The following is a 25013-nucleotide window of genomic DNA, read 5'->3' as shown; positions in this document are numbered from 1 at the left end:
TACGTTTACGTAAACGTAATGTCGGCAACCATTGTAGCCACTTTTGCGGGACAAAGCGAAAAGTTGGCGCCGCGCCGCGGCAGGCTCAGGCCGGGCGCGACAGCACAAAGGCGCCGGCCGCGATGAGCACGACGCCGGCGATCTTGCTCAGGGTCAGGGTTTCCTGCAGCACGATGCCGCCGGCCAGCGCCACGAGCAGCATGGTCATGGCCGTCATCACGGGATACGCCAGGCTTATCTGCATTTTTTCCAGCGCCACCGCATAGCAGACGAAACCGAGCGCATAGGCGCCGCCGGCGCCGCCCAGCCACAGCAGGCGCACCAGGCTCAGGCCGCTACCTTGCAGACTGGACATTTTTATCAGGAACGTGGCGGCGGCGCTGGCGACGGCCGCCAGCGCGCACCACAGATAGCCTGCATGCACTGAATTCATTGTCTATCTCGCTTCGGGAATGGGGAATGCCAGTTTACAGGCTGGCGCCGACGGCAAGCAGCATGCTGAGGGCAATGATGCATAAACTGACGCCATCTTTGCTGACATACAACACCGGATCTTCATTCACCTCTCCCCGGAACGACAAGGTCCACAGCCGTCCCAGCCAGAAGACGAGCAGCGGCACGATGCCAAGCAGGATGTACGGACGGGTGTACAGCACCACCACGTTGTCCGAATTGAAGTACAGCATGAACACCAGCAGCGAAATGAAACCGCTGTTGATGCCCATGATGCCGATCGGCGCCTTGTCCAGGGTCGTGTAGTTGCGGCCGCTGGTCCTTTCCTTGCCCTGCCGCTCGAGATTGAACAGCTCGCTGTAGCGCTTGAGCAAGGCGAGGCTCAGGAAGATAAAGAAGGAAAACGCCAGCAGCCAGAACGACGGCTCGATATGCGTCGCCGCGCTACCGCCCAGGATACGCAGCGTGTACAGCAGGGCCAGGGTGACGATGTCCACCATCAGCAAGCGCTTCAGGTGCAGCGAATATGCGAGGGTGGTGATGAAATACACCACGACCACGCACAGCAGCAGCGGATCGAACGCGGCACAAATCGCCAGCGCCGCGCCGGCCAGCAGGGGACTGGCCAGCATGGCGACCGACAGCGGCAACTTGCCGGCGGCGATAGGCCGCCTGCACTTGACGGGATGGCGCCGGTCATCGGCCGCGTCCAGGGCGTCATTGAGCAGGTAGGCGCTCGATGCGCAAAGTGAAAAGGCAAGAAATGCCACCAGCGACTGCAGGAAGGCCTCCGCATGCAGTGCATGGCCTGCCAGCATCGGCACGAAGACCAGCAGGTTCTTCAGCCACTGGCGCGGCCGCATCGCCTTGAACAGGGGACCCAGCCAGCCGGCGCGGGGCGTGCCGGCCGCACGCGTGCTCAGGCCGCCCGCCAGGTGGAATGGCTTGAGCGTGACGGAAAAGGCATCGTTGCTCGCATTCCACACGGCAATATCGACGCTGGCATTACCGATGTAGTCGAAGCCCTTGTCGCCGAACGCCTGTTTCAGCTGCGCCGCCTTGTTGTGCGACGTCAGGTTGACGCCGCCTTCGGTCGCCAGCACCCGCCCGAACAAGCCCAGGTGGGCGGCGATCACGTCGGCGTAACGGCGCTGCGAGCCCGTCGCCAGCACGATCAGCCGCCCTTGCGCACGTTGCCGCGCCAGGTCCGCCAGCAAAACCTGGTCATAAGGCAATGCCGCTGGATCGAGGTCGACCATCGATGCCATTTTTTCCTTGAAGGCAGCCTTGCCCAGCAAGAGCCAGAACGGCAGGCGCCACAGCTGCAGGAAATGCGTCTTGATGAAAATCAAAATCGATTCCCACAGCAGGTCCGAGTGGATCAGGGTACCGTCGAGGTCAACCACCAGCGGCACGGTCGTCGGCTCGCGCATCGTGTCTTCAGCCATGGACATGCCTTCAGGGGTGCGATTTCAACAAGCGGCCGGAACGCCATGCGCCGGTGCCGGCGTCCGGCACAGGGCCGGCCAGGGCCCCGATGCGGGCACCCAGGGAGCACAGCATCAATGCCATGGCGACGGGAATGAAGGCATCGAACTGGCGCGCCTCGTTGAACTGTCCCACCAGCGTCGTCATGACCAGCAGGCACGGCAAAATGAGCGTGCAGCGGCGCAGGAACGACGGCGCGTGACGCCAGCCCGTGGCGGCCAGCCCGTACCACAGCAGCAAGGGTCCCAGGTTGTACACCAGGCCACGGGTCTGGTGCAGCAGCAGGTGGAGATTGAAGGCCAGCTTGCCCCCTTCCCACGCCTGATGGGCAGGCAACAGATAGAACAACAGCATGCGGACCAGGCCATACAGCAGCAACTGCAGCGCCAGCAAGGCGGCCAGCGAGCGCAGGCTCATGTTGCCGAGATAAACGACGGCGCTGGCCACGATCAGGAACAGCGTGATTTCGTGATTGAACGTGCCCACCACCAGCATCGCCAGATACGGCAGCAGTTCGCGGCGCATCAGGTGATACAGGCAGAATGCATACACGAAGATGATGCCGATATCGTAGAACGTGTAGTAGGTCAGTGTCGGGGCCCACATGCACAGCGCGAGAAATTGCCCGATGAAGGCCAGGTCGCTGCGGATGAACAGGCTGGCAAAGCGGCGCACCGCCCACAGCGCCAACACCACGGCCAGCAATTGCGACCACAGAAAGCACTCGATGGCGCTCAGTTGGGGCATGACATATTGCAGCAGTTGCGCAGGGAAAATAAACAGCACGCGATGCTGGAATGGCGGCGTGCCCTGGTAAGTCATGATCTTGTCGATCACATACCATTTCTGCTCGCTGCCGACCTGTACGAGGAGGTAGGCGAATGCGGCGGCATAGACGGCAAAGATCGCGTAATCGCGCCAGTCGCTGCCGGCGGCGGGCCGCCGCAAGCGGGATAGGGCCAGGGCGGCCGTCAGGGTGAAGGCGCTCCACAGGACCAGGCTAAAGCTGACGAGCGCCTGCATCTTGTCGAGATAAAAGTCCAGCGGATGCCTGTCGGGACGCGCCAGCAGCTTGTTGAGCAGCGGCCAGGAGCGCCCCTGATAGGCATCCGCCATGAGCGTGCCACCCGCCAGAAACCACCAGGCAAAGAAAATCAGGGCAAACAGGGAAAGCAGCACCAGTTGGCTGCGCAGACGGTCAAGGTTCATTTCGGGTATCGGTGGAAAGCCAACTGGATTTAAAATTATGAAATTTACATTTTTATTGTCTCATGCAATATATAAATTAACAATAAAATAAATTCAATCCAGGAATGCCGTACCGATAGCAGTCGGGTGGCCCAGGCCGACAGGTTCAGGCGGAAAAATGCCTGCCTGCCGCCCCGCCAAGCAAGGTGTACATCAGAAACACTGCACGAACGCCCCGTTGCGGTGGCAGATGCGGCCGTTGGCGTCGAGCGTGGCATTGCCCGCGCCGTTGTAGCGTGCGCCCGCCGCGTCGCGGCAACCGCCCGTGTCGCAGGAACCGATGGGCTGCGGCAGGCTGGGCATGGGAACGGCGGGACTGGACGGCAAAGGCGCCATGGACACGATGGGCGGCGCCGTGCGCTGCGCGGGCATGCGGCCGATCACCTGCGCCACGGCCCGGCGCGGCTGCACGGGCGGCGCCGGACGGCACGGTTCGACGGCCAGCTTGCTGCTGTCGTGCGGGTCGAGCCGGCACACGGGCAAAGGCTCGGTCAAGGACCCGGCGGGCGCCGCCTGCTCCGCCGCGCCCGCGTGGCCGCCCGCCAGGCCCGCCGCAGCCATGAACAGCGCGGCCAGCACGGGCGCCAGCATGGCAGTGGGGCAAGACGGTCCTGCTGTTGCGGTATGCATGATGCCTCCAGTGAAATGGGCCTGCTTCATTATTGACACAGACTGCCGCGGATACCAGTGCGCGTAACAATTTCTCACGCCTGCATGCACTGCCGATGCCCCCGGCCACCCGAGAACAGCGTTTTATTTCCGACTAGCACTTTCTTTCTTGCCAGGATGGCACTACAATAAGAACGATTCTTATTCTCATTCACGAGATACGACCCAGCTTTTGTCACCTCACTTCATACCCACGCCACCCGGAAGGCAGCCAGGAAATAACAACATTCGGGAAAGTTCACCATGTCCAACCGCAGTCCAGTTTTCGCCACACCGCTTGCCATCCTCCCCGCCCTGCCCCCGCGTCGCGCCACCCTGCTTTTGCCCTGCCTGCTGTCGCTGGCCGTCGGCAGCGCCTGGGCCGAAGGCAACGTGGCTGCCGATGCCACCATGAACACGGTGGTCGTCACCGCCTCGGGCACGGCCATCGACATCAAGGATGCGCCGGCCAGCATCAGCGTCATCACGCGCGAGGAAATCGAGCGCCAGCCCGTGTATGACTTGAATACCCTGCTGCGCCGCATCCCCGGCGTGACGGGCGGCACCAGTCCCGTGGGCGAGGAATCGAAGATCAAGCTGCGCGGCCTGCCCGACAAATACACCCTGATCCTCGTCGACGGCAAGCGCATGGGCAGCTCGGCCGACACGGCCTACCGTCCCGACCTGGGCCGCCAGGACTTGAACTGGATCTCGCCCGACATGATCGAACGCATCGAAGTGGTGCGCGGGCCCATGTCCTCGCTGTACGGCTCGGACGCCATGGGCGGCGTGATCAACATCATCACGCGCAAGGTGCCCGGCAAGTGGAACGGTTCGGCGACGGCCAACTACACGCAGCCGCAGGACAGCGGCCGCGGCACGGCGCACCAGCTGGGCGTGAACCTGGCCGGTCCCCTGTCGGACACCGTGGGCATGCGCCTGGGCGTGGGCCAGACGCGGCAGAATGCGGATGAAAAAATCATCGGCAAGTCGGGCGGCATCGGCGGCGAACGCAACCAGACCGTTTCGGGACAATTGAACTGGGCGCTGGGCAAGAAACAGAACCTGTCGCTGGACGCCAGCTACGGCCGGCAGGAAGCCACGGATTCGGCCACCCTCGATGCGGACGGCTACCCCGTGTTCGGCGCCTGGGGCGCGAGCAAGCTGATACGCAAGAGCGTCAGCGCCGGCTACGAAGGCCGCTGGGACTTCGGCAAGGCGACCGTCAACCTGTACCACAACGATTTCGACAATGAAGTGGTCGGCACGGTGGCCAAGTCGAAGGACACCACCCTCGACGCCAGCCTGGAAAAACGCATCGGCTGGGGCGGCATCGAGCAGATGCTGGTGATGGGCGGCCAGTGGAAGCACCAGGAACTGACGAATACGGACACCATCGGCACCGTGCCCACCGACTACCTGGGCAACCCGGTCAGCGGCGCCACCCTGTCCGGCACCACCTCGGCCCTGTTTGCGGAAGATCAGCTGTTCCTGCGCGAGGACTTGACGGCCACGGCCGGCCTGCGCCTCGATCACCACGGCAAGTTCGGCAACCACTACAGCCCGCGCCTGTACCTGGTGTACCACCCTGCCCCCGCCTGGACCGTCAAGGGCGGCGTGTCGCAGGGCTTCCGCGCGCCCAGCCTGAAGGAAAACTCGCCGGCGGCGGCCACGCAGTCGGGCGGACGCGGCTGCGGCAGTTTGAAACCGCTGGGCTACATCACGGGCGGCTGCTACATGGCCGGCAATGCGGACCTGAAGCCGGAAACGAGCACGGCCGGCGAGATCGGCGTGGCGTGGGAACAGGATGGCTGGGATGTGGGCGTGACCTGGTTCCACACGGATTTCAAGAACAAGATCGACTACGCGCCGCTGGGCTTTTTCCAGAAGCAGTGGTGGACCAGGATGACGAACATCCAGAAAGCGCGCACCAGCGGCGTGGAAGCGACGGCCACCATCCCGCTGACGAAACACCTGAACTGGCGTAACAACGTCACCTACATGGCGGAAGCGAAAAACCTGACCACGGGCGCCAACCTGTTGTCGACGCCGAAGCTGTCCTGGTACTCGGCCCTGGGCTGGCAAGTGAACGACCAGCTGTTCGGCGAAGTGTCGGCCCAGTACACGGGCAAGGAACTCGACGCGGGCCAGGCGGCCAACCAGGCCTACACCATCGTCGACACGGTCGTCTCCTACAAGGTCACGCCCCGATGGACGGTGCGCGGCGGCGTGGAAAACCTGTTCAAGAAAGGCCCGCTGGCCGATGGCAAGGTCGACTACTATGTGCCGGGACGGCGCATGTTCGTCGGCCTGACGTCGCGCTTCTAAGGGTCAGTAACGGGGCGGCGGCGTATCGGGTGGCGGCGTGGCGGCATTCGCCGGCACGCTGCCCAGCATCTGCCCGGCGACGGGTATCTTGTGGCCGCTCGCGTACATGCATTGCTGATAGGCATTATCGTAGCGGCGCTGCATGCCGTACGAGGACGTGTCCGCCGCGCCCGTGCCCGCCAGCGCGCCAAACAGCAGGCCCGTGCCCGCTCCCACGCCGGCGCCATGGCCGCCATCGATGGCGGCGCCGGCCGCCGCGCCCAGCACCGTGCCCAGCGCCGCGCTGCGCACGCCGCTGTCGACGCCGGCCTGCTGCGCCGAACTGCCGCCCAGCTGGCCTTGCGCATAGCCGCGGCATTGCACGTCGTCGCCGCGGAACTGTTCGAGACTCTTGCCCGTGCCGGGCAGGACCATGGCTGACGGCCCTTCCGGCATCACCGTGCAGGCGGCCAGCAGCAGGGGCGCCAGCATGCCGGCACGCCCCAGGAATGCTCTCGTGTTCATGTCGCTCTCCCGCCTCAGCGTATGCTGACCGGCGGCACGGCGCGCCATGCCGTGCTGCAATTTTTCACGTAGGGATAATAGCCCTGCGGGCGCGCGCAGTAATACCACATCTGCGCCGTCGGCTCGCCGCCCTGCTCGATATACACGGGCGGCTGCTGCACGATCACGGTGCCGGCATACGGATAGCCGTAGGGATAGCCATACCAGGGAGCGCCATACCAGCCCGCCCCGTAACCGTAGCCCCACGCAGAGCCGAGCCATACGCCCGCGTACGGGCGGCCATGGAAGTGCCCGTGGCCGCCATGAAAACCGCCATGGCCGCCATGCCCCCCGTGGCCGCCCGGCGCGGACCAGGCAGCGCCACCGAACGCCAGACCCGACGCGAGTCCCATTACCAGCAGCGCCAACCGTGCGCCGCGTCCCCTGTGATTGCTGTTCATGACATCCTCCTGCCTGGCTACCACGACGATGATGCTCACTCCATTATTGGCAGGCCAACGGCGCAATCCTAGCTGCCGTAACAATTGCTCACCTTTTATACGCCGGGGATATGGACGGCAGGAAAGTTTCACCTGTGCACAACGCAAACAGCCCCGCGGCGCAGGCCACGGGGCTGTCGGGGGCTGTCGGAGTGCCGGGGCTTACTGGGCCGGCAGCACTTGCGGCGGTGTCGCCGGCGCCAGGATGGGCGGCAGCGGCGCGTGGACGGGCGCCGGCGCCGCCACGGCCAGCCAGCCCGTGGCGGGCAGCAGCGGCACCAGCAGCAGGGCGACGATATTGATGATCTTGATCAAGGGATTGACGGCCGGTCCCGCCGTATCCTTGTACGGGTCGCCCACCGTGTCGCCCGTGACGGCCGCCTTGTGCGCCTCGGAACCCTTGCCGCCGAAGTGCCCGTCCTCGATGTATTTCTTGGCATTGTCCCAGGCGCCGCCGCCCGTGGTCATGGAAATGGCGACGAACAGGCCCGTGACGATGGTTCCCATCAGCAGGCCGCCCAGCGCCGCGGGCCCCAGCAGCATGCCGACGACGATGGGCACCACCACGGGCAGCAGGGAGGGAGCTATCATTTCGCGGATGGCCGACGCCGTCAGCATGTCGACGGCCTTGTCGTATTCCGGCTTCGCCGTGCCTTCCATGATGCCCTTGATGTCGCGGAATTGGCGCCGCACTTCCACCACCACGGCGCCGGCCGCGCGGCCCACGGCTTCCATCGCCATGGCGCCGAACAGGTACGGTATCAGGCCGCCGATGAACAGGCCGACGATGACCATGGGGTTCGACAGGTCGAACGTGATGTGCTGGCCCACGGATTCGAGCGCATGCGTGTAGTCAGCGAACAGCACCAGCGCGGCCAGGCCCGCCGAGCCGATGGCGTAGCCCTTGGTGACGGCCTTGGTGGTGTTGCCCACGGCGTCGAGCGGATCGGTGATGGCGCGCACGGAGTCGGGCAGGCCCGACATCTCGGCGATGCCGCCCGCGTTATCCGTGATGGGGCCATACGCGTCGAGGGCGACGATGATGCCCGCCATCGACAGCATCGAGGTGGCGGCGATGGCGATGCCGTACAGGCCCGCCAGCTGGTATGACACGAGGATGGCGACGCAGACGGCCAGCACCGGGTACGCGGTGGATTTCATCGACACGCCCAGGCCGGCGATGATGTTGGTGCCGTGGCCCGTCGTCGACGCTTCCGCGATGTGGCGCACGGGCTTGAAATCCGTGCCCGTGTAGTACTCGGTGATGTACACCATCAGGCCCGTGAGGACGATGCCGACGACGGTGGCGCCCAGCATCTTGTAGCGCATGGCGTCGTCTGGCCACAGCAGCCACGTCACCACGGCGAAGCCGACCAGCGACAGGCCGGCGGCCCACCACAGCCCCGTGTACAGGGCCGACATGATCTTCTTGCCGGGCGCCGTCTTGACCATCGAGCAGCCGACGATGGAGGCGAGGATGGAGACGGCGCCCAGCAGCAACGGGTAGATGATGGCCACGCTGCTGGCCTCGGCCATCAGCAGGGCGCCCAGCAGCATGGTGGCGATCAGGGTCACGACATAGGTCTCGAACAGGTCGGCCGCCATGCCGGCGCAGTCGCCCACGTTGTCGCCCACGTTGTCGGCGATGACGGCGGGGTTGCGCGGATCGTCCTCGGGGATGCCCGCCTCCACCTTGCCCACCAGGTCCGCGCCCACGTCGGCGCCCTTGGTGAAGATGCCGCCGCCCAGCCGGGCGAAGATGGAAATGAGCGAGGCGCCGAAGGCCAGGCCGATCAGGGGCTTGATCAGGTCATGCTGGGTCAGGCCGGGCGCGCCCGTCGTCACCAGCAGCCAGTAGAACAGGGTCACGCCCAGCAAGCCCAGGCCGACGACCAGCATGCCCGTGATGGCGCCGCCCTTGAAGGCCACGTTCAGGGCCTGGTTGATGCCGTGGGTGGCCGCCTGCGCCGTGCGCACGTTGGCCCGCACGGAGACGTTCATGCCGATGAAGCCGCAGGCGCCCGACAGCACGGCGCCGATCAGGAAGCCCAGCGCCGTGTGCAGGCCGAGCAAGGCATAGATGGCGATCAGCAGCACCACGCCGACGATGGCGATGGTGCGGTACTGGCGCGCCAGGTAGGCGGCCGCGCCCTGCTGGATGGCCAGGGCGATTTCCTGCATGCGCGCGTTGCCGGGATCCTGGCGCAGGATCCAGCTGCGCGACGCCAAACCGTAAATGACTGCGACCACGCCGCAGGCTACCGCGAACCACAAACTGGCTGCCATATCGTCCCCTTCTGTTTTTATCCGACGTCATTACCGACAGCTGCAGACCGCACCGGGTAGGCACGCGCAGCCAGGAAAACACGACCTGCAAAAAACTCGAACCACGAAAACGTCAAGCACCCAGCGTCAGGCACCGGGACAATGCCAGTCTGCCTGAAAAGCGGGCGAAAAAAAAGCGGACATTCCGGTCCGCTTTTCAATACTGCTTATTCCGCCAGGGCGGCAAATGCGCTGTCGCGGATTTGCTCGACCGGACCGACGCCGACGATGCGGCGGTATTTCGGCGCGCCTGGCAGGCCGGACTTGGCCCAGTCATTGTAGTAGCCCAGCAGGACCTTGGTCTGGTTGTGGTACACGTCCAGGCGCTTTTTCACCGTTTCGGCCTTGTCGTCGTCGCGCTGGATCAGCGGTTCGCCGGTGATGTCGTCGACACCGTCGACCTTGGGCGGGTTGAACTTGACGTGGTAGACGCGGCCCGAGCCCGGGTGGCTGCGGCGGCCGTCCATGCGCTCGATGATCGACTCATCGGGCACGTCGATTTCCAGCACGTAGTCGACGTTGATGCCCGCGTCTTTCATGGCATCCGCTTGCGCGATGGTGCGCGGGAAGCCGTCGAACAGGTAGCCATTGGCGCAATCGGCTTCCTGCAGGCGGTTCTTGACCAGGCCGATCATGATGTCGTCCGACACGAGGCCGCCCGCATCCATGACTTTTTTCGCTGCCAGGCCCAGTTCGGAGCCTTCCTTGATCGCCGCGCGCAGCATGTCGCCCGTGGAGATTTGTGGAATGTTGTATTTTTCTTTGATGAAATTAGCTTGGGTGCCCTTGCCGGCACCGGGTGCTCCTAAAAGTATCAGACGCATTGAAAGTTCCTAAAAAACAGATTTTGGATGGTGGTATGTGTAATTATTTTTAGATGATGTTGCTATGGCTATCTTTCCCTACGAAACTTACCACAAAAATTCCCCGAAACGCCAGTTTGCTGTCGATTTGCTATGCCGGGATTGATCAAAGCCAGCAATTATCGAAGCGGACGTTTCAAAATGTGGTTTTTTGTGGCAAGCCCCGCATAAAATTTTTCACGCGCACCCACGGCGCCTGAAAAACGTTCAGGGCAAGGCGGCCCGCCGCAGACAGTACGAATGTACGGCAAGGCGGAGCAACGCAGCCATGGACGTTTTCTCAGGTGGCGTGACGGTAGTGCGCCCGCACGCGTTCCAGGTCTTCCGGCGTATCGACACCGGCAGCTGGCGCCGAGTCCGTGACATGCACGGCGATGGCATAACCATGCCACAGCACGCGCAGCTGCTCCAGCGCCTCGATGGCTTCCAGCGGCGATGCGGACAATTGCGGATAGGCCTGCAAAAACGCATTGCTGTACGCATACAGGCCGATATGGCGCAATGGAACATAGCCTTGCGGCAAGTTTTCACGGGATTGCGCGAAGCCGTCGCGGTGCCACGGGATCGTCGCCCGCGAAAAATACAAGGCGCGGTTTGCCTTGTCCAGCACCACCTTGACGACGTTCGGATTGAAGGCGTCGGCCATGTCGTGCAGGGGATGGGCGCACGTGGCCATGGGGACGGCCGCGCTGATGTGCGCGGCGCAGGCGGCCAGCAGGGCCGGATCGATCAGCGGTTCGTCGCCCTGCAGGTTGACGACGACGGCGTCCGGCGGCAGCTCCAGCGTGCGCGCCACTTCGGCGATGCGGTCCGTGCCCGACGGATGGTCGGCGCGCGTCATGCACACTTCCACGCCATGCGCGGCGCAGGCGGCGCGGATGTCTTCGTGGTCGGTGGCGACGATGACGCGCGCGGCGCCCGAGAGCAGCGCCTGCTCGGCCACGCGCACCACCATGGGCTTGCCGCCCAGGTCGGCCAGCGGCTTGTTGGGCAGGCGCGTCGAGGCCAGGCGCGCCGGGATGATGACGATGAACGCCATCCTTATTCCACGGCGTCGAGCAGGGTGCGCGCTTCGTCCGCCCACATGATGGGGATGCCATCGCGGATCGGGTAAGCCAGGCGGTCGGCGCGGCAAATCAGTTCCTGCGCCTTCTTATCGTGTTCAAGCGGGCCCTTGCAAACAGGGCAGACCAGGATATCAAGCAGTCGAGCGTCCACGACATTTCTCCACAATTTGTTGGGCCAGCGCGCTATCGATGCGCGCACTGACCGGGACGACCCACAGTCTCGGGTCGTCTTTGAGATGTTCAATTTGCGCACATTTTACTGCATCCTTCTCGGTGATCAAGATCACGTCCGTGTCGAGGGCGGCAAATGGCTGGTCGAGGAAGTCGTGATGGTCGGGCAGGGGCAGCTCCGCAAACTGCAGGCCGGCGCCCCGCAGCATGCTGAAGAAGCGCTGCGGATTGCCGATGCCGGCCGCCGCCACGATGCGCTGGCCGCTGGCCGCCAGCACCGCCAGCGGCAGGCGTTCGCCGCGGTCGGCCAGGCGCTCGGCCACGCCGCCATCGAGGCGCATCTGCACCACCAGGGCGCCGCGCGGCGCCACCTGCGCCACCAGCGCCGGGGACAGCTCCGGCGCATTGATCACCGTGACGTCGCGCCGGCGGCGCGGCGATTCGCGCAACGGCCCGGCCGGCAGCAGCCAGCCGTTGCCCGCGCCGCGGCCGTCGAACAGCACGATTTCCACATCGCGCTGCAGGGCGTAATGCTGCAAGCCGTCGTCCGTCACCAGCACGTCGACGTCGGGGTGCGCCGCCAGCAGCGCCCTGCCCGCTTGCGCGCGGTCGCGCCCCACCATCACGGGACAGCCGCCGCGCTGGAAGATCAGCAGCGGCTCGTCGCCCACCTGCTGCGGCGTGGAGGCTGCGCTGACGGCGCGCGGCGAGCGGTCGGCGCTGCCATGGCCGCGCGAAATGACGCCCGGGCGCATGCCCGCGTCGCGCAAGGCTTGTACCAGCCAGATCGTCAGCGGCGTCTTGCCCGTGCCGCCGATGAAAATGTTGCCGACGACGACGACGGGCACGGGCAGGCGCGCGGACTTCAGGAGATTGGCGCGGTACAGGCCGCGCCGGATGGCGCTCAGGGCGCCGAACAGCAAGGAGACGGGCCACAGCGCGCACGCCAGCGGCCCGCGCGTGAGCCAGGCGCGGGTGAGAGTGGTTTCAAGCTTGGCGGGGGAGGATGTGGGCATGCGTGTCAACTAAAATTGGAACCCGAAAACGACACCTGGGGTCAGACCCGGCGGGTCTGACCCCGGCACTTCGCTTGGGGTTGAAGGTTGGCCTTACTTGCCGCCCGCCTGCGCCGCGAAGGTCAGCTTTTCATAGCCGGCCAGGCGCGCCGCTTCCATGACGTGGATGACCATCTGGTGCATGGCGAACTGGTCGGCGTTGACCACCACGACGGGCGTCTGCGCGGGCGCCTTGCCGCCATTGGCCGCCTTCGCCGCCGCCTGCAGGGCATCGGCCAGGCCGGCCACGTCGCGGAAGGAGACGGGTTCGCGGTTCACCGTGTAGTTGCCCTTGGCGTCGACGGTGACGTCGATCTGCTGCGGCTTCTCCTTGGCCTGCTCGGCATCGGCCGTCGGCAAGGTGATCTGCAGCTCCGTAAACTTGCTGTAGGTCGTGCTGACCATAAGGAAGATCAGGATCACCAGCAGCACGTCGATGAACGGGATCAGGTTGATTTCGGGGTCTTCACGCCCCTTGCCTTTGCGGAAGTTCATTTGCGGCCACTGTGGACGATATCAACGAACTTGACCGCTTGCTGCTCCATGTCAATGACGAAGCTGTCGACGAGGGCGCGGAAGTGGCGGTAGAAGACCAGGGTCGGCATGGCGATGGCCAGGCCGAAGCCCGTGTTGTACAGGGCGACGGAAATGCCATGGGCCAGTTGGGCGGGATTCGAGCCGCTGGCGTTCTGCGAACCGAAGATCTCGATCATGCCCACCACCGTGCCGAACAGGCCCATCAGCGGAGCCAGGGTGGCGATGGTGCCCAGGGTCGTCAGGTAGCGCTCCAGTACGTGGGCCACGCCGCTGCCGGCCTCCTCGATCGATTCCTTCATCACCTCGCGCGGCGCGTCCACATTGCGCAGGGCGGCGGCCAGCACCACGCCCAGCGGCGAATTGGCTTCCAGCTTGGCCACCGTGTCCGGCGTGATCTTGCCGCTGCGATACACCTGCACCACTTCATCGAACAGCTTGCGGGGCAGAATTTTGCCGCGGCGCAAGTACAGCAAGCGCTCGATGATCAGGGCCAGGGCCACGATGGAAGCGATCAGTAAGAGCCAGATGGGCCAGCCGGCGGCCTGGAAGATAGCGAGCAAAAGAAACTCCTGGTAAGGGGAAGGCGATATATGGCCCGAACAATATGGCCCGAACAGCCAGTATTGTACCGAGCGCCGGCGGGCGATTGCGCACCCGCGACGGAATGGCGCAATGTAGCGCGTTGCCGCGCCGTCGGCAAGTGGCGCCCGCGCCGCCTTGTCCACAGCCGCCCCGCAAGCCCTGCGCCCGGCGGCCCGGTTTTGCACATTTTATGTGGATAAGATTGTGAGCAAGCCTGAAGACTCAGCCCTAAGTCATTGATCCATATGACTATTATCATCATGCGCAAAATACAGGCATAGCAGCTGATCGGGGATAGTCAATGTCAGATACTCAACAAAATAAAAGTTCTGCACATTTACTGTGGACAAGATTGTGCGCAAGGCCGTGGATTTCACATAAGCCACTGATTTAAAAGAAAATTATTTCACTGAGTAAAAATGAGGCAGGCAGGCGCAACGCAGGCCACCATCGGCGCATAAAGTTCTGCACACAATCTGTGGACAAGATTGTGTGCAAGCATAAAAATAAGCGCCAAGTACATTGATTTATATCGTTTTTATTGCCATGCGTAAAAATGTAGCAAGGGCGAAAAACGGCGATTTCGAGGGGTCGATTGCGCCTCGATCTGGCACTTTTCCACCGCCCGCGCAGTTCCACACATAAAGTGTGGATAAGATTGTGAGCAAGCCGATTGACTCTAGGCAAGGCCTTTGATTTCAAAGGGATTTTTTTCACTGCTGAAAAATAAGGCAGCAAAATGGCAGGCGCAGGCGGTGGAAAACCCGGACCCGCGGCGAAACGATTTATGCAGTTTTACACACATTCTGTGGATAAGATTGTGAGCAAGGCCCATGCTTGAACGCTATCCTGTTGATTTATATCGGTATTTTTTTGCTGCGCAAAATTCAGGCAAGCCATGCAATAGGCCATCCAGTGGATAAACAGCACGGTCCGACGGAGTTCTGCACATTTTTTGTGGATAAGATTGTGCGCAAGGCCATGCATGCGATACTAAACCCTTGATTTCTCTATGCTTTATTTCTATGCGTAAAAATGTAGCAGGGTATTTTTTGTCCACTACAGCAAGGTGGCCAGGGTCTCCTGTGCAGGACAAAAAGTTCCACACACTTTCTGTGGATAACTTTGTGCGTAAGTGGCAGGCGCATCACTGATGTGCTTGATATTAAAGGACTTTTTCCCTGTGCACGCAAATCAGGCATTCAGAAATTCATCATGAAATCAAATACTTAGAAATAGAACTTGTTGTTTTGCACGATATATGACATAAGCATGACCTCGCCGATAATTTGTGGACAGTTCCCTTCCCTTTCCTGCCTGATGATGACCGACAACCCGACTGACAGCGGCTTTGCCGCCCCGCCCGTGCTGACCGTCAGCGCCCTGAACCAGGCCGTCGCGCGCCTGCTCGAACGCTCGTTCCCCCTGACGTGGATCGCCGGCGAGATTTCCAACTTCACGCGCGCCGCTTCCGGCCACTGGTATTTCACCTTGAAGGACGATGGCGCCCAGGTGCGCGCCGTGATGTTCCGCGGCCGCGCCCAGTACGCGGGCTTCACCCCGCGCGAAGGCGACAAGGTGGAGGTGCGCGCCCTCGTCACCCTGTACGGCGCGCGCGGCGACTACCAGATCAACGTGGAAGCCATCCGCCGCGCCGGCGTGGGCGCCCTGTATGAAGCGTTCCAGCGCCTGAAGGAAAAGCTGGCCGCGCAGGGACTCTTCGACCCCGAGCGCAAGCGCGCCATCCCCATGTTCGCGCGCACCATCGGCATCATCACCAGCCCGCAGGCGGCGGCCCTGCGCGACATCCTGATCGCGCTCAAGCGCCGCGCGCCGCACGTGGCCATCATTTTGTATCCCACGCCCGTGCAGGGCCAGCAGGCGCCGGAGAGAATCGCGCACGCCATCCGCACGGCATCGGCCAGGGCCGAGTGCGACGTGCTGCTGGTGTGCCGCGGCGGCGGCAGCATCGAGGATCTGTGGTCGTTCAACGATGAAGGCGTAGCGCATGCGATTGCCGACTGTTCCATGCCCGTGATCAGCGGCGTGGGCCACGAAACGGACTTCACCATCGCCGACTTCGCGGCCGACCTGCGCGCGGCCACGCCGACGGCGGCGGCCGAACTGGCGGCCACGCCGCGCGCCGACTGGATGGCCTCATTGCGCGCCGATGCGACGGACCTGCGCCGCGCCATGCGCCGCCGCCTCGACGACGCGGCGCAGACCCTGGACCGCCACAGCCGCCGCCTGCTCAATCCCAAGGCGCAGCTGCAGCAGCAGCGCCTGCAGCTGCTGGCCCTGTCCACGGCCATGACGCACGCGGCGCGCGCGCCGCTGAACCAGTCGCAGTACGCCCTGGAGCGCCTGTGCTCGCGCTGGGCCAATCTGCGCCCCGACGTGACGGCGCCGCGCGCCCGCCTGGTCGAAGCGCAGCGGCGCAGCGGCGCGGCCATGGCGCAGATGCTGGGCCAGCGGCGCCACCGCCTCGACGGCCTGGCGGCGCAGCTGGAGCTGCTCAACCCGCAGCGCACCCTGGAACGGGGCTATGCCATCCTGCGCGACGAAAAGGGCCATATCGTGCGCTCGCCGGCGCAGCTGCAGGCGCGCCAGAATGTCAACGTGCGCCTGGCCGAAGGCAGCGCGCAGGTGGGCATCGCCAGCGTGCAGGCCACGCTGGAATAAAAAAGGCCGGGGAAGCTCCCCGGCCCAACACCTGCCCTACTGAGTGGACTGCTACAGCACCTGCTCTTTCCCCCTACGCCATCAGAACTTCATCGACACGCGCGCGCCGAACGTGCGCGGCGCGTTGTAGAAGGCGCCGTAGATCTGCTGCGTGGGCTGGCACGGCATGCCCACGTCCGTGCACAGCTCCAGCACGTCGAGCTTCACGGCCTTGTCGGTGGCGTTCTGCACGAACGCTTCCACCGTATAGGCCTTGTTCGCCGGCTGGAAGCGCAGGCTCAGGTCCAGCGTGGTGTACGCCTCCTGGCGCTTGACGCCCGCGTGGCCCGGCACGTCGCCGTTGAAGGCACCCGCCCCCACATACGACATGGTTTCATAGTGCACGGAAGCGCGCGGCGTGAGCTGGCCGCCGGCCACATTGAAGTCGTGCTCGTACTGCACCGTGGTGGAGAACTTCGGCGCATGCTTCATGGTGCTGCCGCCCACGTTCACGAGCGGCGCCGTCGAGCCGCAGGCCTGGCCATTCGCGCGCGCCGCATCCACGTCGCACGAGAGGAAGTCGTCATACACGGCTTTGAGCCAGGTGGCGTTGCCCGTCAGGCGGTCCACCCTGGTCGGACGCCAGACCCATTCCGCTTCCAGGCCCTTGACGGTGGCGCCGGCCGCGTTGAAGTTGGCCAGCACGCTGTTGACCACCTGCGATTCGAGCTTGTCCTTGTATTTCATCAGGAAGGCGTCGAGGTTCAGGGTCAGTTCGCGGTTCAGCAAGTCCGACTTGAAGCCGATTTCATAGCTGGTCAGCTTTTCCGGCTTGGTGGTGGCGCCGCCGTCGCCCATGGCCGGCGAGTGGAAGCCCGTCGTCACGGAACCGAACAGCAGGATGTCGGGGCGCAGCTTGTACTCGATGCGCCCCAGCCAGGTGGCCTGGCCGTATTTCAGGTCGGCCGTGTTGTCACCCGGCGTATTGCCGCAGGTGGCCGCCGTGATGGCGCCGCCCGGCCCGATATTGTGCGTGTTGGCCAGGCCCGTGCCCGGCGTGACCAGCTGCGCCATCTGGTCCGGCGTGAGCACGGTGGTGCCCAGCGGCGTGTTGGCCGGCCAGTTCGGGCAAGCCCAGTTCTGCCCGCCGATGTCGAATTTATGGTCCTTCGTGTAGCGCGCGCCGGCCGTCAGCTTGATCTGCTCCGTCACTTGCTGGCTGACCTGGCCGAAGACGGCCTTCGATTTCAGCTGGCGGTCGCCCTGGATGAAGGACATGGACGAGGCATACTGGCCCACGGTGGGCTGCACGAAGATGACGGCACCGTTGGCGATATCCTGCTGCACGGCGGCCTGCGAAATCTGGCTGCGGTCGATATCGAAGCGCACCTTGTTCTTTTCATTGAACAGGAACAGGCCGGCCACCCACTGGAACGGCGCCTCGTCGTCCGAGCGCGCCTGCAGCTCGTGCGAATAGCTGTCGAACTGCGCCCAGTCTGTGCGGTTTTCCGACTTGAAGCCGGGGAACAGGCCCGCGTCCGCATCGTTGCTGTTCTGGCGCTTGTAGCGGCTCCAGCTGCCCAGGTAAGTGAAGTCCAGCGACTCCGTCGGCTTGTAATTGAGCTTGCCCTTGTAGGTCAAAATCGACTGGTCGAGGGTGCCCGGCGTGTCGATCAGGGCCGAGCGCAGTTTCTCGCCGGGCTTCGGTTCGGCGGCCAGGAAGACGTTGCCGGCGCCCTGGTCGAGAAAGTAGTCGGCGATGAAGGTGCCGCGCAGCTGCGGCGTGATTTTCCACAGCAAGGAGGCACGCACGCCCATCTGGTCGCCGGCGCCGTACTTGGCCGCGCCCGGCATGACGTTCGAGCCGCGGCGGAAGTCCACCGTGCCATCGTGGCTGTCCTTGATGGCGGCGATGCGCAGCGCCATGTCGTCGGAAAACGGGATATTGATCATGCCCTGCGTCTGCAAATGGCGGTAGTCGCCCACGGTGATGCCGGCCGAACCCATGAACTTGGACGTATTCGGCGCGGCCGAGACCAGGTTGACGGCGCCGGCCGTCGAATTGCGGCCATTCAGGGTGCCCTGCGGGCCGCGCGCCACCTCCACGTGGGACAGGTCATACATCAGCGCCGTGGCGCCCTGGGGACGGGGTGAATACACGCCGTCGACGTAGAAGGCGACGGCCGGGTCGCCCAGTTCCGTGTGGTTGGCCGACCCCACGCCGCGCATGTAGACGTGCACGCCGCCCGAATCGCCGTGCTGCTCGACGACGAGGCTGGGCACCATGGTGGCCAATGACGCCAGGTCTTTCACTTGATTGTTTTGCAGGGTGTCCTGGTTGAAGGCCGTGACGGCCAGCGGCGTCTCCTGGACGAAGGTGTTGCGGCGCGTGGCCGTGACGACGATGCGGTCCATCTGCCCCGTATCGGCTTGCGCCGCCCCGGCCGATGCCGGCGCGGCCGTATCGGCTTGCTGCGCCAGGACGGCGCCGCTGCCCAGCAGGATGAACTGGGCGAAAGTCGCATGCGCCAGGCTGCATGCAATGGTATTTCTCTTGAACGGCTTCATTGTTATTGTCTCCTCTACCACTGGTTGAATGATGATCACATAGCTCTTTGGCTACTGCTGCACATTTTTTGGGTGTCAATCTGAAGTCATGTCGCCTCCGTGCGGGTCAGTGGGTGGCCACGGCGCGCCCGCCCGTGTCGAACAGAAAGGCATGGCCCTCTTCCGGCGCGAAGCCGATGCTGCTGCCCTGCGCCAGGCTGTGGCGCGCCTCGCCGTGCAGCTTGATGGCCACCGCATGGGGGCCGGCATCGCTGCCGCCATCGAGCGTCGCGTGGATGATCTGCGCGTCGCCCAGCTGCTCGATCAGGGTGACGGTGGCGCCGTAGCCTTCCCCGCGCGGCACCAGGCGCAGGTGCTCGGGGCGGATGCCGACCAGCATGCCGGCCTCGCCGCCCAGCTGGCCGGCCAGCGCGGGGACGGCGGCGCACGGCAAAAAATTCATGCGCAGGGCGCCGATGAAGCCGGCGACGAACTGGCTGGCAGGATGGCGGTACAGCGCCAAAGGCGCCCCCACCTGCTCCAGGTGGCCGCCGTGGAAGACGGCGACCCTGTCGCCCAGGGTCATGGCTTCGACCTGGTCGTGCGTGACATAGATCATGGTGGTGCCCAGTTCCTGGTGCAGCTTGGCCAGCTCGATGCGCGTCTGCACCCGCAGGGACGCGTCGAGGTTGGACAGCGGTTCGTCGAACAGGAAGACCTTGGGCTGGCGCACGATGGCGCGGCCGATGGCCACGCGCTGGCGCTCGCCACCGGACAGGGCTTTCGGCTTGCGTTCGAGCAGATGCGTGATCTGCAGGATTTCCGCCACCTTGCCGACGGCGGCGCGCACCTCGGCCTCCGGGCGGCCCGCCAATTTGAGGGCAAAGCCCATGTTCTCGCGCGCCGTCATGTGCGGATACAGGGCGTAGCTCTGGAAGACCATGGCAATGCCCCGCTCGGCCGGGGCCACGTCGTTGGCCAGCAGGTCGCCGATGCGCAGCTGGCCCGCGCTGATGTCTTCCAGGCCCGCAATCATGCGCAGCAGGGTTGATTTACCGCAACCGGACGGCCCTACGAAGACCATGAATTCGCCGTCATGGATGTCGAGGTCCAGGCCCTTGACGATTTCCGGGCCGTCGCCATAGGTCTTGCGGATGCCGCGCAGGGAGATGGCGGCCATGTCAGTGCTCCCCGGCCAGGGCCAGCGGGGCCGGTACGTGGGACGCGCGCTGCGCGGCGATGAAGTCGCGGTACCACAGGGCGCTGTCCTTGAAGCTGCGCTGCTGCGTGGCGTAGTCGACGTACAGCATGCCGAAGCGCTTGGCATAGCCCGAGTTCCACTCGAAGTTGTCCATCAGGCTCCAGTAGAAATAGCCGCGCACGTCGATGCCCTGGGCGATCACGGCGCGCAAGGCATCCAGGTGCAGCTGCACGTACTCGATGCGCGGCTGGTCATGCACCTTGCCGTCGACCAGCTTGTCGTTGACGGCCATGCCGTTTTCCGTGATGTAGACGGGCGGCAGCCGGTATTCGCGGTGCAGGCCCACCAGCAGTTCCGTCAAGCCTTGCGGATAGGTTTCCCAGCCCATGTCGTTGACGCCCAGCTTGCATTCGGGCTTGCGCGGCGGCGTCTCGGCGCTCATGAAAGCGCGCGTGTAGTAGTTCACACCGAGGAAGTCGATGGGCTGCTTGATATCTATGAAATCGTTTTCAAAGATGGCCAAAGCTGAAGCGTCGGCGTGTTTCAGGGCCAGTGCCGGGTAGCGGCCCTTGAAGATGGCGTCCATGTACCACTGCACCGAGCGCGCATATTCGAGTTCGGCCAGCGCCTTGTCCTGCGGGCTGTCCGTGGCGGGCGTGGCCGTCCATTGATTGAGCACGATGCCCAGCCTGGCCGGGGCCTGCACGGCGCGCATGGCTTGCATGGCCAGGCCGTGCGACAGCAGCAGATGGTGCGACACCTGCACGGCGGCGGCCGGATCGGCCATGCCGGGGGCGAACTGGCCCGTGCCGTGGCCCAGCACGGCCGTGCACCACGGTTCGTTGTGCGTGGCGATGCTGGCGACCTTGTGGCCGAAGCGGCGCGCCACCTCGGCCGCGTAGGCGGCGAAGTGGTAGCAGGTGGCGCGATTGAGCCAGCCGCCCTCGTCCTGCAAGGCTTGCGGCAAGTCCCAGTGGTACAGGGTCATGTGCGCCTCGAGGCCCTTGGCGGCCAGCGCGTCGAGCAGGCGCGCATAAAAATCGAAGCCCGCCTCGTTCCAGGCGCCGGAACCCGTGGGCTGGACCCGCGACCAGGACATGGAAAAGCGGTAGGCGTTCACGCCCAGGTTCGCGATCAGCTCCACGTCTTCGGCATAGCGGTGGTAGTGGTCGCAGGCCACGTCGCCGTTGCTGCCGTCGATGATCTTGCCGTCCGTGTGGCTGAAGGTATCCCAGATGGACGGCCCGCGGCCGTCGATGGCGGCGGCGCCCTCGATCTGGTAGGCGCTGGTGGCCACGCCCCAGGTGAAGTTGGCGGGAAAGTTGCTGTCGATGTCGTCGTTATGCATGGTGGTGGTATCAGTGTGAGGGGTTGAAATAAGTGAGTGCATCAGCCCTTGACGGCGCCTTGCGTGAGGCCTTCGATCAGGCGCTTCGAGGCGACAAAGAACATCAGCAGCAGCGGCAGCACGGCGATGGCGGCGCCCGTCATCAAGGCGCCCCACTCCGTGTTGTTCGGCGCCTGCATGCTGCGCAGGGCCAGCGGGATCGTGTAGTTCTCGACCGAGCGCATGACGACCAGCGGCGTGATGAAATTGTTCCACGAGTTGATGAAAGTGATCAGGCCCAGGGTGCCCATGGCGGGGCCGATCAGGGGCAGCACGACTCTCCAGTAGATGGCGAATTCGCCGCAGCCGTCGATGCGCGCCGCCTCGATCAGATCCTTCGGTATCGCCGTGCCGATGTACTGGCGCATGAGGAAGATGCCCAGCGCGCCGGCCGCACCCGGCACGTACAGGGCGCGCGGCTGGTCCAGCCATCCGAGGAAATCCATCAGCATGAAAGTGGGAATCATGTTCATGAAGGAGGGGATGATCATCGACGCCATCACCAGCGTGAACAGGGGCCGCTTGAAGCGGAATTCGTACATGGCAAACGCATAGCCGCCCAGCGAACAGAAGAACAGGGTCAGGGCGGTGGTCATCAGGGCCACGTACAGGCTGATGCCGATATTGCGCCAGAACGGCAGGCGCTCCTGCAGCAGCTCCAGGTTGTGCAGCAGGGCCGTGCCGAACCAGCGCGGCGGCGGCAGGCTGTAGATCTCGGCGCTCGTGTGCGTGGCGAAGACGAACATGAAGTAGAAGGGCGCGACCATGATCAGGGCACCGATGGCCACCATGGCGTAGGCCGTCCAGCGGGTGCCGGCCGCGCCGGCATGGCGGTGGGTCGATGTGCTCATTTGGCCTCCTTGCGCTCTTGACGCTCGTTGCGGCTGAAGATGCGGCTGTTCACCCACGTGGTGCTGGCGATGATGAGGAATAGCAGCCAGGAAATGGCCGACGCCGTGCCGAAGTCGCCCGAGGAAAACGCCGTCTTGTAGACGAAGATGGCCGTCGTCATCACGGACTGGCTCACGCCGCTCGATTCGGCCACCAGCACGAACGGCTCCTCGAACAGCTGCAAATTGCCCATGATGGTGAGGGTCACGGCCAGGTAGATCATGGGCCGCAGCTGCGGCAGGGTGATGTGCCAGAACTGCTGGCGCTTGGAGGCGCCGTCGATGGTGGCCGCCTCGTACAAATCCTTCGGTATCACCTGCAAGGCGGACAGATACAGCACCAGGTTCCAGCCCAGGTAGCGCCAGAAGATGACGAAGGCGACGGCCGGCTTGATGAACAGCGAGCTGCCCAGCCAGTCGATGGACTCGGCCGGGAACAGGCCGCCGACTAGCGGCAGGCTGGCGCACCATTGGAGCAGCACATTGATCTGCCCATAGTCGCGCGAGAACAGGGTGTTGAAGACCATGGCGATGGCCACGCTGGACGTGATGAAGGGTAAAAAGTAAATGCCGATCACCAGGTTGCGCGAGCGCTTGAAGCTGTTGTGGATGAAGGCCGCCAGGGGGATGGCCACCAGGTGTTGCGGCACGCCCGAGGCCAGCGCCAGCCACAGCGTGTTGCCCAGCGAGCGCAGGAACCACGGGTCGCTCAGCGCGTACTTGTAGTTGTCCAGCCCCACCCACTGCATGGCTTCCACGCCGCTGGCCGCTTCCCACTGGTTGAACGACAGATAGATGGAAAACAGCAGCGGAAACAGGCTGAAGACGGCGAACAGGATGAAGAAGGGGCTGATGAAAATGTATGGCGCCCATTTCTTCATGTTGAAGCGTCTTTTGGCCGGTCGTGCCTTGGCGGGCGCGCCTTGCGCCAGCGATGCGGAAGGGGCGCTCATGGACAGCCTCCGCCTTGCGTTTGATCAAGTCTCATGCCGGTTCCTAGCGCCGCGCGCGGTGGGTGATCAGGGCCTTGGCGTCGGCCAGGGCAGTCTTGATATCCTTGTCTTGCGCCAGCACGCTTTCCAGCTCCATGTTGACGATGTCGCGCGCCACGGCGTCGAACTTGTCGACGCGGATGACGGGAATTTTCGCCGCCGTCTCGCGCGCCAGCAAGCGCGTCTTCTGGCCGCCGAAATACGCCTGCGGCTCGTCCATCATGGGGTCCGCATACGCCGCCTTCAGGGCGGGAAACGCCCCGATTTCCTTCAGCGAGTGCAGCTGGATATCCTTGTTGACGGTCATGAACCTGATGAATTCCCAGGCCTGGGTTTTATTCGCCGCCTTCTTCGGGATGCCGTAGAAGGAGCCGCCGTAGGACGCCAGCGCGCCGGCCGGCAGGTTCGCCGCGCGCCACTGGCCGGCGGACGCAGGCGCCAGCCACTTGGCCAGGTGACCGCTGAGCCAGGAACCCATCATCTGGCTGGCCACCTTGTCGCGTTTAAAACCTTCGGCCCACTCGCCCGTCCAGGCCACGGTGCGCGCATCGATGCCGGCCACCCGCGCCGCCTTGGCCAGTTCGAAGGCTTTCACGAAGCGAGGCGTATCGACCAGCACCTGGCCCTTGTCGCCAAAGTAGATGCCTTCGCCATCCTTCAGGTTGGCGCGGATATAGATATCGGCCAGGTCGCTGGCGCCGGCCAGCAGATAGGTGCCCGTGGCGGCCTTGAGCTTCTTGCCGGCGGCGATATACGACTCCCACGATTGCGTCAGGTCCGCTTCCTTGATGCCCGCCTTGTCCATCAGGTCCTTGCGGTAGAACAGGGTGCCCGGTCCCAGGTCGGCCGGCATGGCGCCCAGGGTGCCGCGCGAGCTGGTCGCCTGCACGAAGGTGAAGGGCACGAACTGGGCGCGGTACTGCCCTGCCCCGTACGGCGCCTGCAGCAAGTCTTCCATGCCTTTCGATTCGGCGAAGCTGCCCACGTAGCGGAAATCGATGGCCATCACGTCGGGCAGGCGCGCGCCGGCGGCCAGGGCCGTCGTCATCGAGTTATGGTGGTCGTCGATCTGCAGGCTGACCAGCTTGACCTTCACTTGCGGGTACAGCTTTTCCCACAGGGGCAAGGCCGTCTTGACGGCGCGGTCCAGGTCGGGAAACGAGGCGACGGTGATGGTGGCGGGGGCCAGCGCGGGAGTGCCGGGCACGGGCGCGGCAGGGACGGTGGCGGCGCTGGCCATGCCGGCGGCCAGGGTCAGCGCCGCCAGCAGGGGCGCGGCAGGCAAGGCTGCGCCAGGGATGCTTGACTTCATTGGTTCATCTCCGATTATTGAGCGTCTTCTATCTTGAAAACGTTTTCACAACATGCATCCATTTAACACCGCATCGAAAATGAAGTCAATCAGAAAAGTTGTCATTTTTATCGACGCCACCGTGCCGTGGCCGGCAGATGCAGGGCACTCCCCTATGAAGAGTTGGACAAACATGGGGCCGGCCGCGCTGTTGTTTTTTGTGAAAACGTTTTCACATCAAGATCGTGCCGACAAGAAACACGCTTCGCGCGGCGGCCAGCGCGGCGCTGATGCCG

22 protein-coding genes are annotated in these 25013 nt (G+C 64.1%); 3 read left to right on the top strand and 19 right to left on the bottom strand.

What is annotated here, in order from left to right; translation table 11 throughout:
• Nucleotides 1–85: 85 nt before the first annotated feature.
• From EBS11_RS24925 to EBS11_RS24910, 4 genes are all read right to left on the bottom strand, one after another.
• A complete protein-coding gene (locus EBS11_RS24925) occupies nucleotides 86–433 on the bottom strand; it encodes an SMR family transporter (protein WP_290607559.1) in 348 nt (115 codons plus the stop codon).
• Between the two features lie 34 nt (nucleotides 434–467).
• On the bottom strand, nucleotides 468–1901 hold the full coding sequence (locus EBS11_RS24920) for a UbiA family prenyltransferase (RefSeq protein ID WP_290607557.1): 1434 nt from the start codon (nucleotides 1899–1901) through the stop codon (nucleotides 468–470).
• A gap of 10 nt (nucleotides 1902–1911) precedes the next feature.
• Nucleotides 1912–3150 carry a hypothetical protein gene (locus EBS11_RS24915; RefSeq protein ID WP_290607555.1) on the bottom strand — a complete coding sequence of 413 codons (1239 nt, stop codon included), beginning with the start codon at nucleotides 3148–3150 and terminating at the stop codon, nucleotides 1912–1914.
• A gap of 192 nt (nucleotides 3151–3342) precedes the next feature.
• The gene (locus EBS11_RS24910; RefSeq protein WP_290607553.1) at nucleotides 3343–3819 is read right to left on the bottom strand and encodes a hypothetical protein; all 477 of its coding nucleotides are present in this window, start codon (nucleotides 3817–3819) and stop codon (nucleotides 3343–3345) included.
• A 282-nt stretch (nucleotides 3820–4101) separates the two neighbouring features.
• On the opposite strand from EBS11_RS24910, the gene EBS11_RS24905 reads away from it, so the two are divergent.
• Complete coding sequence (locus EBS11_RS24905) at nucleotides 4102–6165, top strand: TonB-dependent receptor (RefSeq protein WP_290607551.1); 2064 nt, start codon at nucleotides 4102–4104, stop codon at nucleotides 6163–6165.
• Nucleotides 6166–6168: 3 nt separating this feature from the next.
• On the opposite strand, the gene EBS11_RS24900 is transcribed toward EBS11_RS24905, so the two are convergent.
• The 9 genes from EBS11_RS24900 to EBS11_RS24860 form a co-directional block, all read right to left on the bottom strand.
• Nucleotides 6169–6669: a glycine zipper family protein gene (locus tag EBS11_RS24900; RefSeq protein ID WP_290607549.1), complete on the bottom strand. Its 501-nt coding sequence runs from the start codon at nucleotides 6667–6669 to the stop codon at nucleotides 6169–6171.
• Between the two features lie 14 nt (nucleotides 6670–6683).
• Complete coding sequence (locus EBS11_RS24895) at nucleotides 6684–7109, bottom strand: hypothetical protein (RefSeq protein WP_290607547.1); 426 nt, start codon at nucleotides 7107–7109, stop codon at nucleotides 6684–6686.
• Between the two features lie 201 nt (nucleotides 7110–7310).
• Nucleotides 7311–9434 carry a sodium-translocating pyrophosphatase gene (locus EBS11_RS24890; protein ID WP_290607545.1) on the bottom strand — a complete coding sequence of 708 codons (2124 nt, stop codon included), beginning with the start codon at nucleotides 9432–9434 and terminating at the stop codon, nucleotides 7311–7313.
• Between the two features lie 206 nt (nucleotides 9435–9640).
• A complete protein-coding gene (gene adk, locus EBS11_RS24885; RefSeq protein WP_290607543.1) occupies nucleotides 9641–10297 on the bottom strand; it encodes an adenylate kinase in 657 nt (218 codons plus the stop codon).
• A 319-nt stretch (nucleotides 10298–10616) separates the two neighbouring features.
• Nucleotides 10617–11375 carry a 3-deoxy-manno-octulosonate cytidylyltransferase gene (gene kdsB, locus EBS11_RS24880; protein WP_290607541.1) on the bottom strand — a complete coding sequence of 253 codons (759 nt, stop codon included), beginning with the start codon at nucleotides 11373–11375 and terminating at the stop codon, nucleotides 10617–10619.
• Between the two features lie 2 nt (nucleotides 11376–11377).
• Nucleotides 11378–11554, bottom strand: a complete 177-nt coding sequence (locus EBS11_RS24875) for a Trm112 family protein (protein ID WP_092798445.1) — start codon at nucleotides 11552–11554, stop codon at nucleotides 11378–11380.
• Nucleotides 11535–12590 (bottom strand): tetraacyldisaccharide 4'-kinase, encoded by a 1056-nt coding sequence (lpxK, locus tag EBS11_RS24870; protein ID WP_290607535.1) that lies wholly within the window; start codon nucleotides 12588–12590, stop codon nucleotides 11535–11537. The genes EBS11_RS24875 and lpxK overlap by 20 nt, the downstream gene beginning before the upstream one ends.
• A gap of 93 nt (nucleotides 12591–12683) precedes the next feature.
• On the bottom strand, nucleotides 12684–13124 hold the full coding sequence (locus EBS11_RS24865) for a biopolymer transporter ExbD (RefSeq protein WP_290607534.1): 441 nt from the start codon (nucleotides 13122–13124) through the stop codon (nucleotides 12684–12686).
• Entirely contained in the window at nucleotides 13121–13726 is a 606-nt protein-coding gene (locus EBS11_RS24860) for a MotA/TolQ/ExbB proton channel family protein (RefSeq protein ID WP_290607532.1), read from the bottom strand. Before EBS11_RS24860 ends, EBS11_RS24865 begins: the two co-directional genes overlap by 4 nt.
• Nucleotides 13727–15068: 1342 nt before the next feature.
• Here EBS11_RS24860 and xseA point away from each other — a divergent pair.
• Nucleotides 15069–16430 (top strand): exodeoxyribonuclease VII large subunit, encoded by a 1362-nt coding sequence (gene xseA / locus EBS11_RS24855; RefSeq protein ID WP_290607561.1) that lies wholly within the window; start codon nucleotides 15069–15071, stop codon nucleotides 16428–16430.
• Nucleotides 16431–16511: 81 nt separating this feature from the next.
• On the opposite strand, the gene EBS11_RS24850 is transcribed toward xseA, so the two are convergent.
• From EBS11_RS24850 to EBS11_RS24825, 6 genes are all read right to left on the bottom strand, one after another.
• Complete coding sequence (locus EBS11_RS24850) at nucleotides 16512–18977, bottom strand: TonB-dependent receptor (RefSeq protein ID WP_290607531.1); 2466 nt, start codon at nucleotides 18975–18977, stop codon at nucleotides 16512–16514.
• A 106-nt stretch (nucleotides 18978–19083) separates the two neighbouring features.
• Nucleotides 19084–20136 carry an ATP-binding cassette domain-containing protein gene (locus tag EBS11_RS24845; RefSeq protein ID WP_290607530.1) on the bottom strand — a complete coding sequence of 351 codons (1053 nt, stop codon included), beginning with the start codon at nucleotides 20134–20136 and terminating at the stop codon, nucleotides 19084–19086.
• Nucleotide 20137: 1 nt separating this feature from the next.
• Entirely contained in the window at nucleotides 20138–21505 is a 1368-nt protein-coding gene (locus tag EBS11_RS24840; protein WP_290607528.1) for a GH1 family beta-glucosidase, read from the bottom strand.
• Nucleotides 21506–21546: 41 nt separating this feature from the next.
• Complete coding sequence (locus tag EBS11_RS24835; RefSeq protein ID WP_290607526.1) at nucleotides 21547–22395, bottom strand: carbohydrate ABC transporter permease; 849 nt, start codon at nucleotides 22393–22395, stop codon at nucleotides 21547–21549.
• Entirely contained in the window at nucleotides 22392–23387 is a 996-nt protein-coding gene (locus EBS11_RS24830) for a sugar ABC transporter permease (protein WP_290607524.1), read from the bottom strand. The genes EBS11_RS24835 and EBS11_RS24830 overlap by 4 nt, the downstream gene beginning before the upstream one ends.
• 43 nt (nucleotides 23388–23430) lie before the next feature.
• Nucleotides 23431–24738 carry an extracellular solute-binding protein gene (locus tag EBS11_RS24825; RefSeq protein ID WP_290607522.1) on the bottom strand — a complete coding sequence of 436 codons (1308 nt, stop codon included), beginning with the start codon at nucleotides 24736–24738 and terminating at the stop codon, nucleotides 23431–23433.
• A gap of 52 nt (nucleotides 24739–24790) precedes the next feature.
• On the opposite strand from EBS11_RS24825, the gene EBS11_RS24820 reads away from it, so the two are divergent.
• Nucleotides 24791–25013, top strand: a 223-nt coding sequence (locus EBS11_RS24820) for a hypothetical protein (RefSeq protein ID WP_290607520.1), incomplete at its 3' end; no start/stop codon positions are given.

This window comes from Janthinobacterium sp. (assembly GCF_009923995.1).
In the GTDB taxonomy this organism is placed as follows: domain Bacteria; phylum Pseudomonadota; class Gammaproteobacteria; order Burkholderiales; family Burkholderiaceae_D; genus Janthinobacterium.
This window is presented reverse-complemented; position numbering and strand designations above follow the sequence as displayed.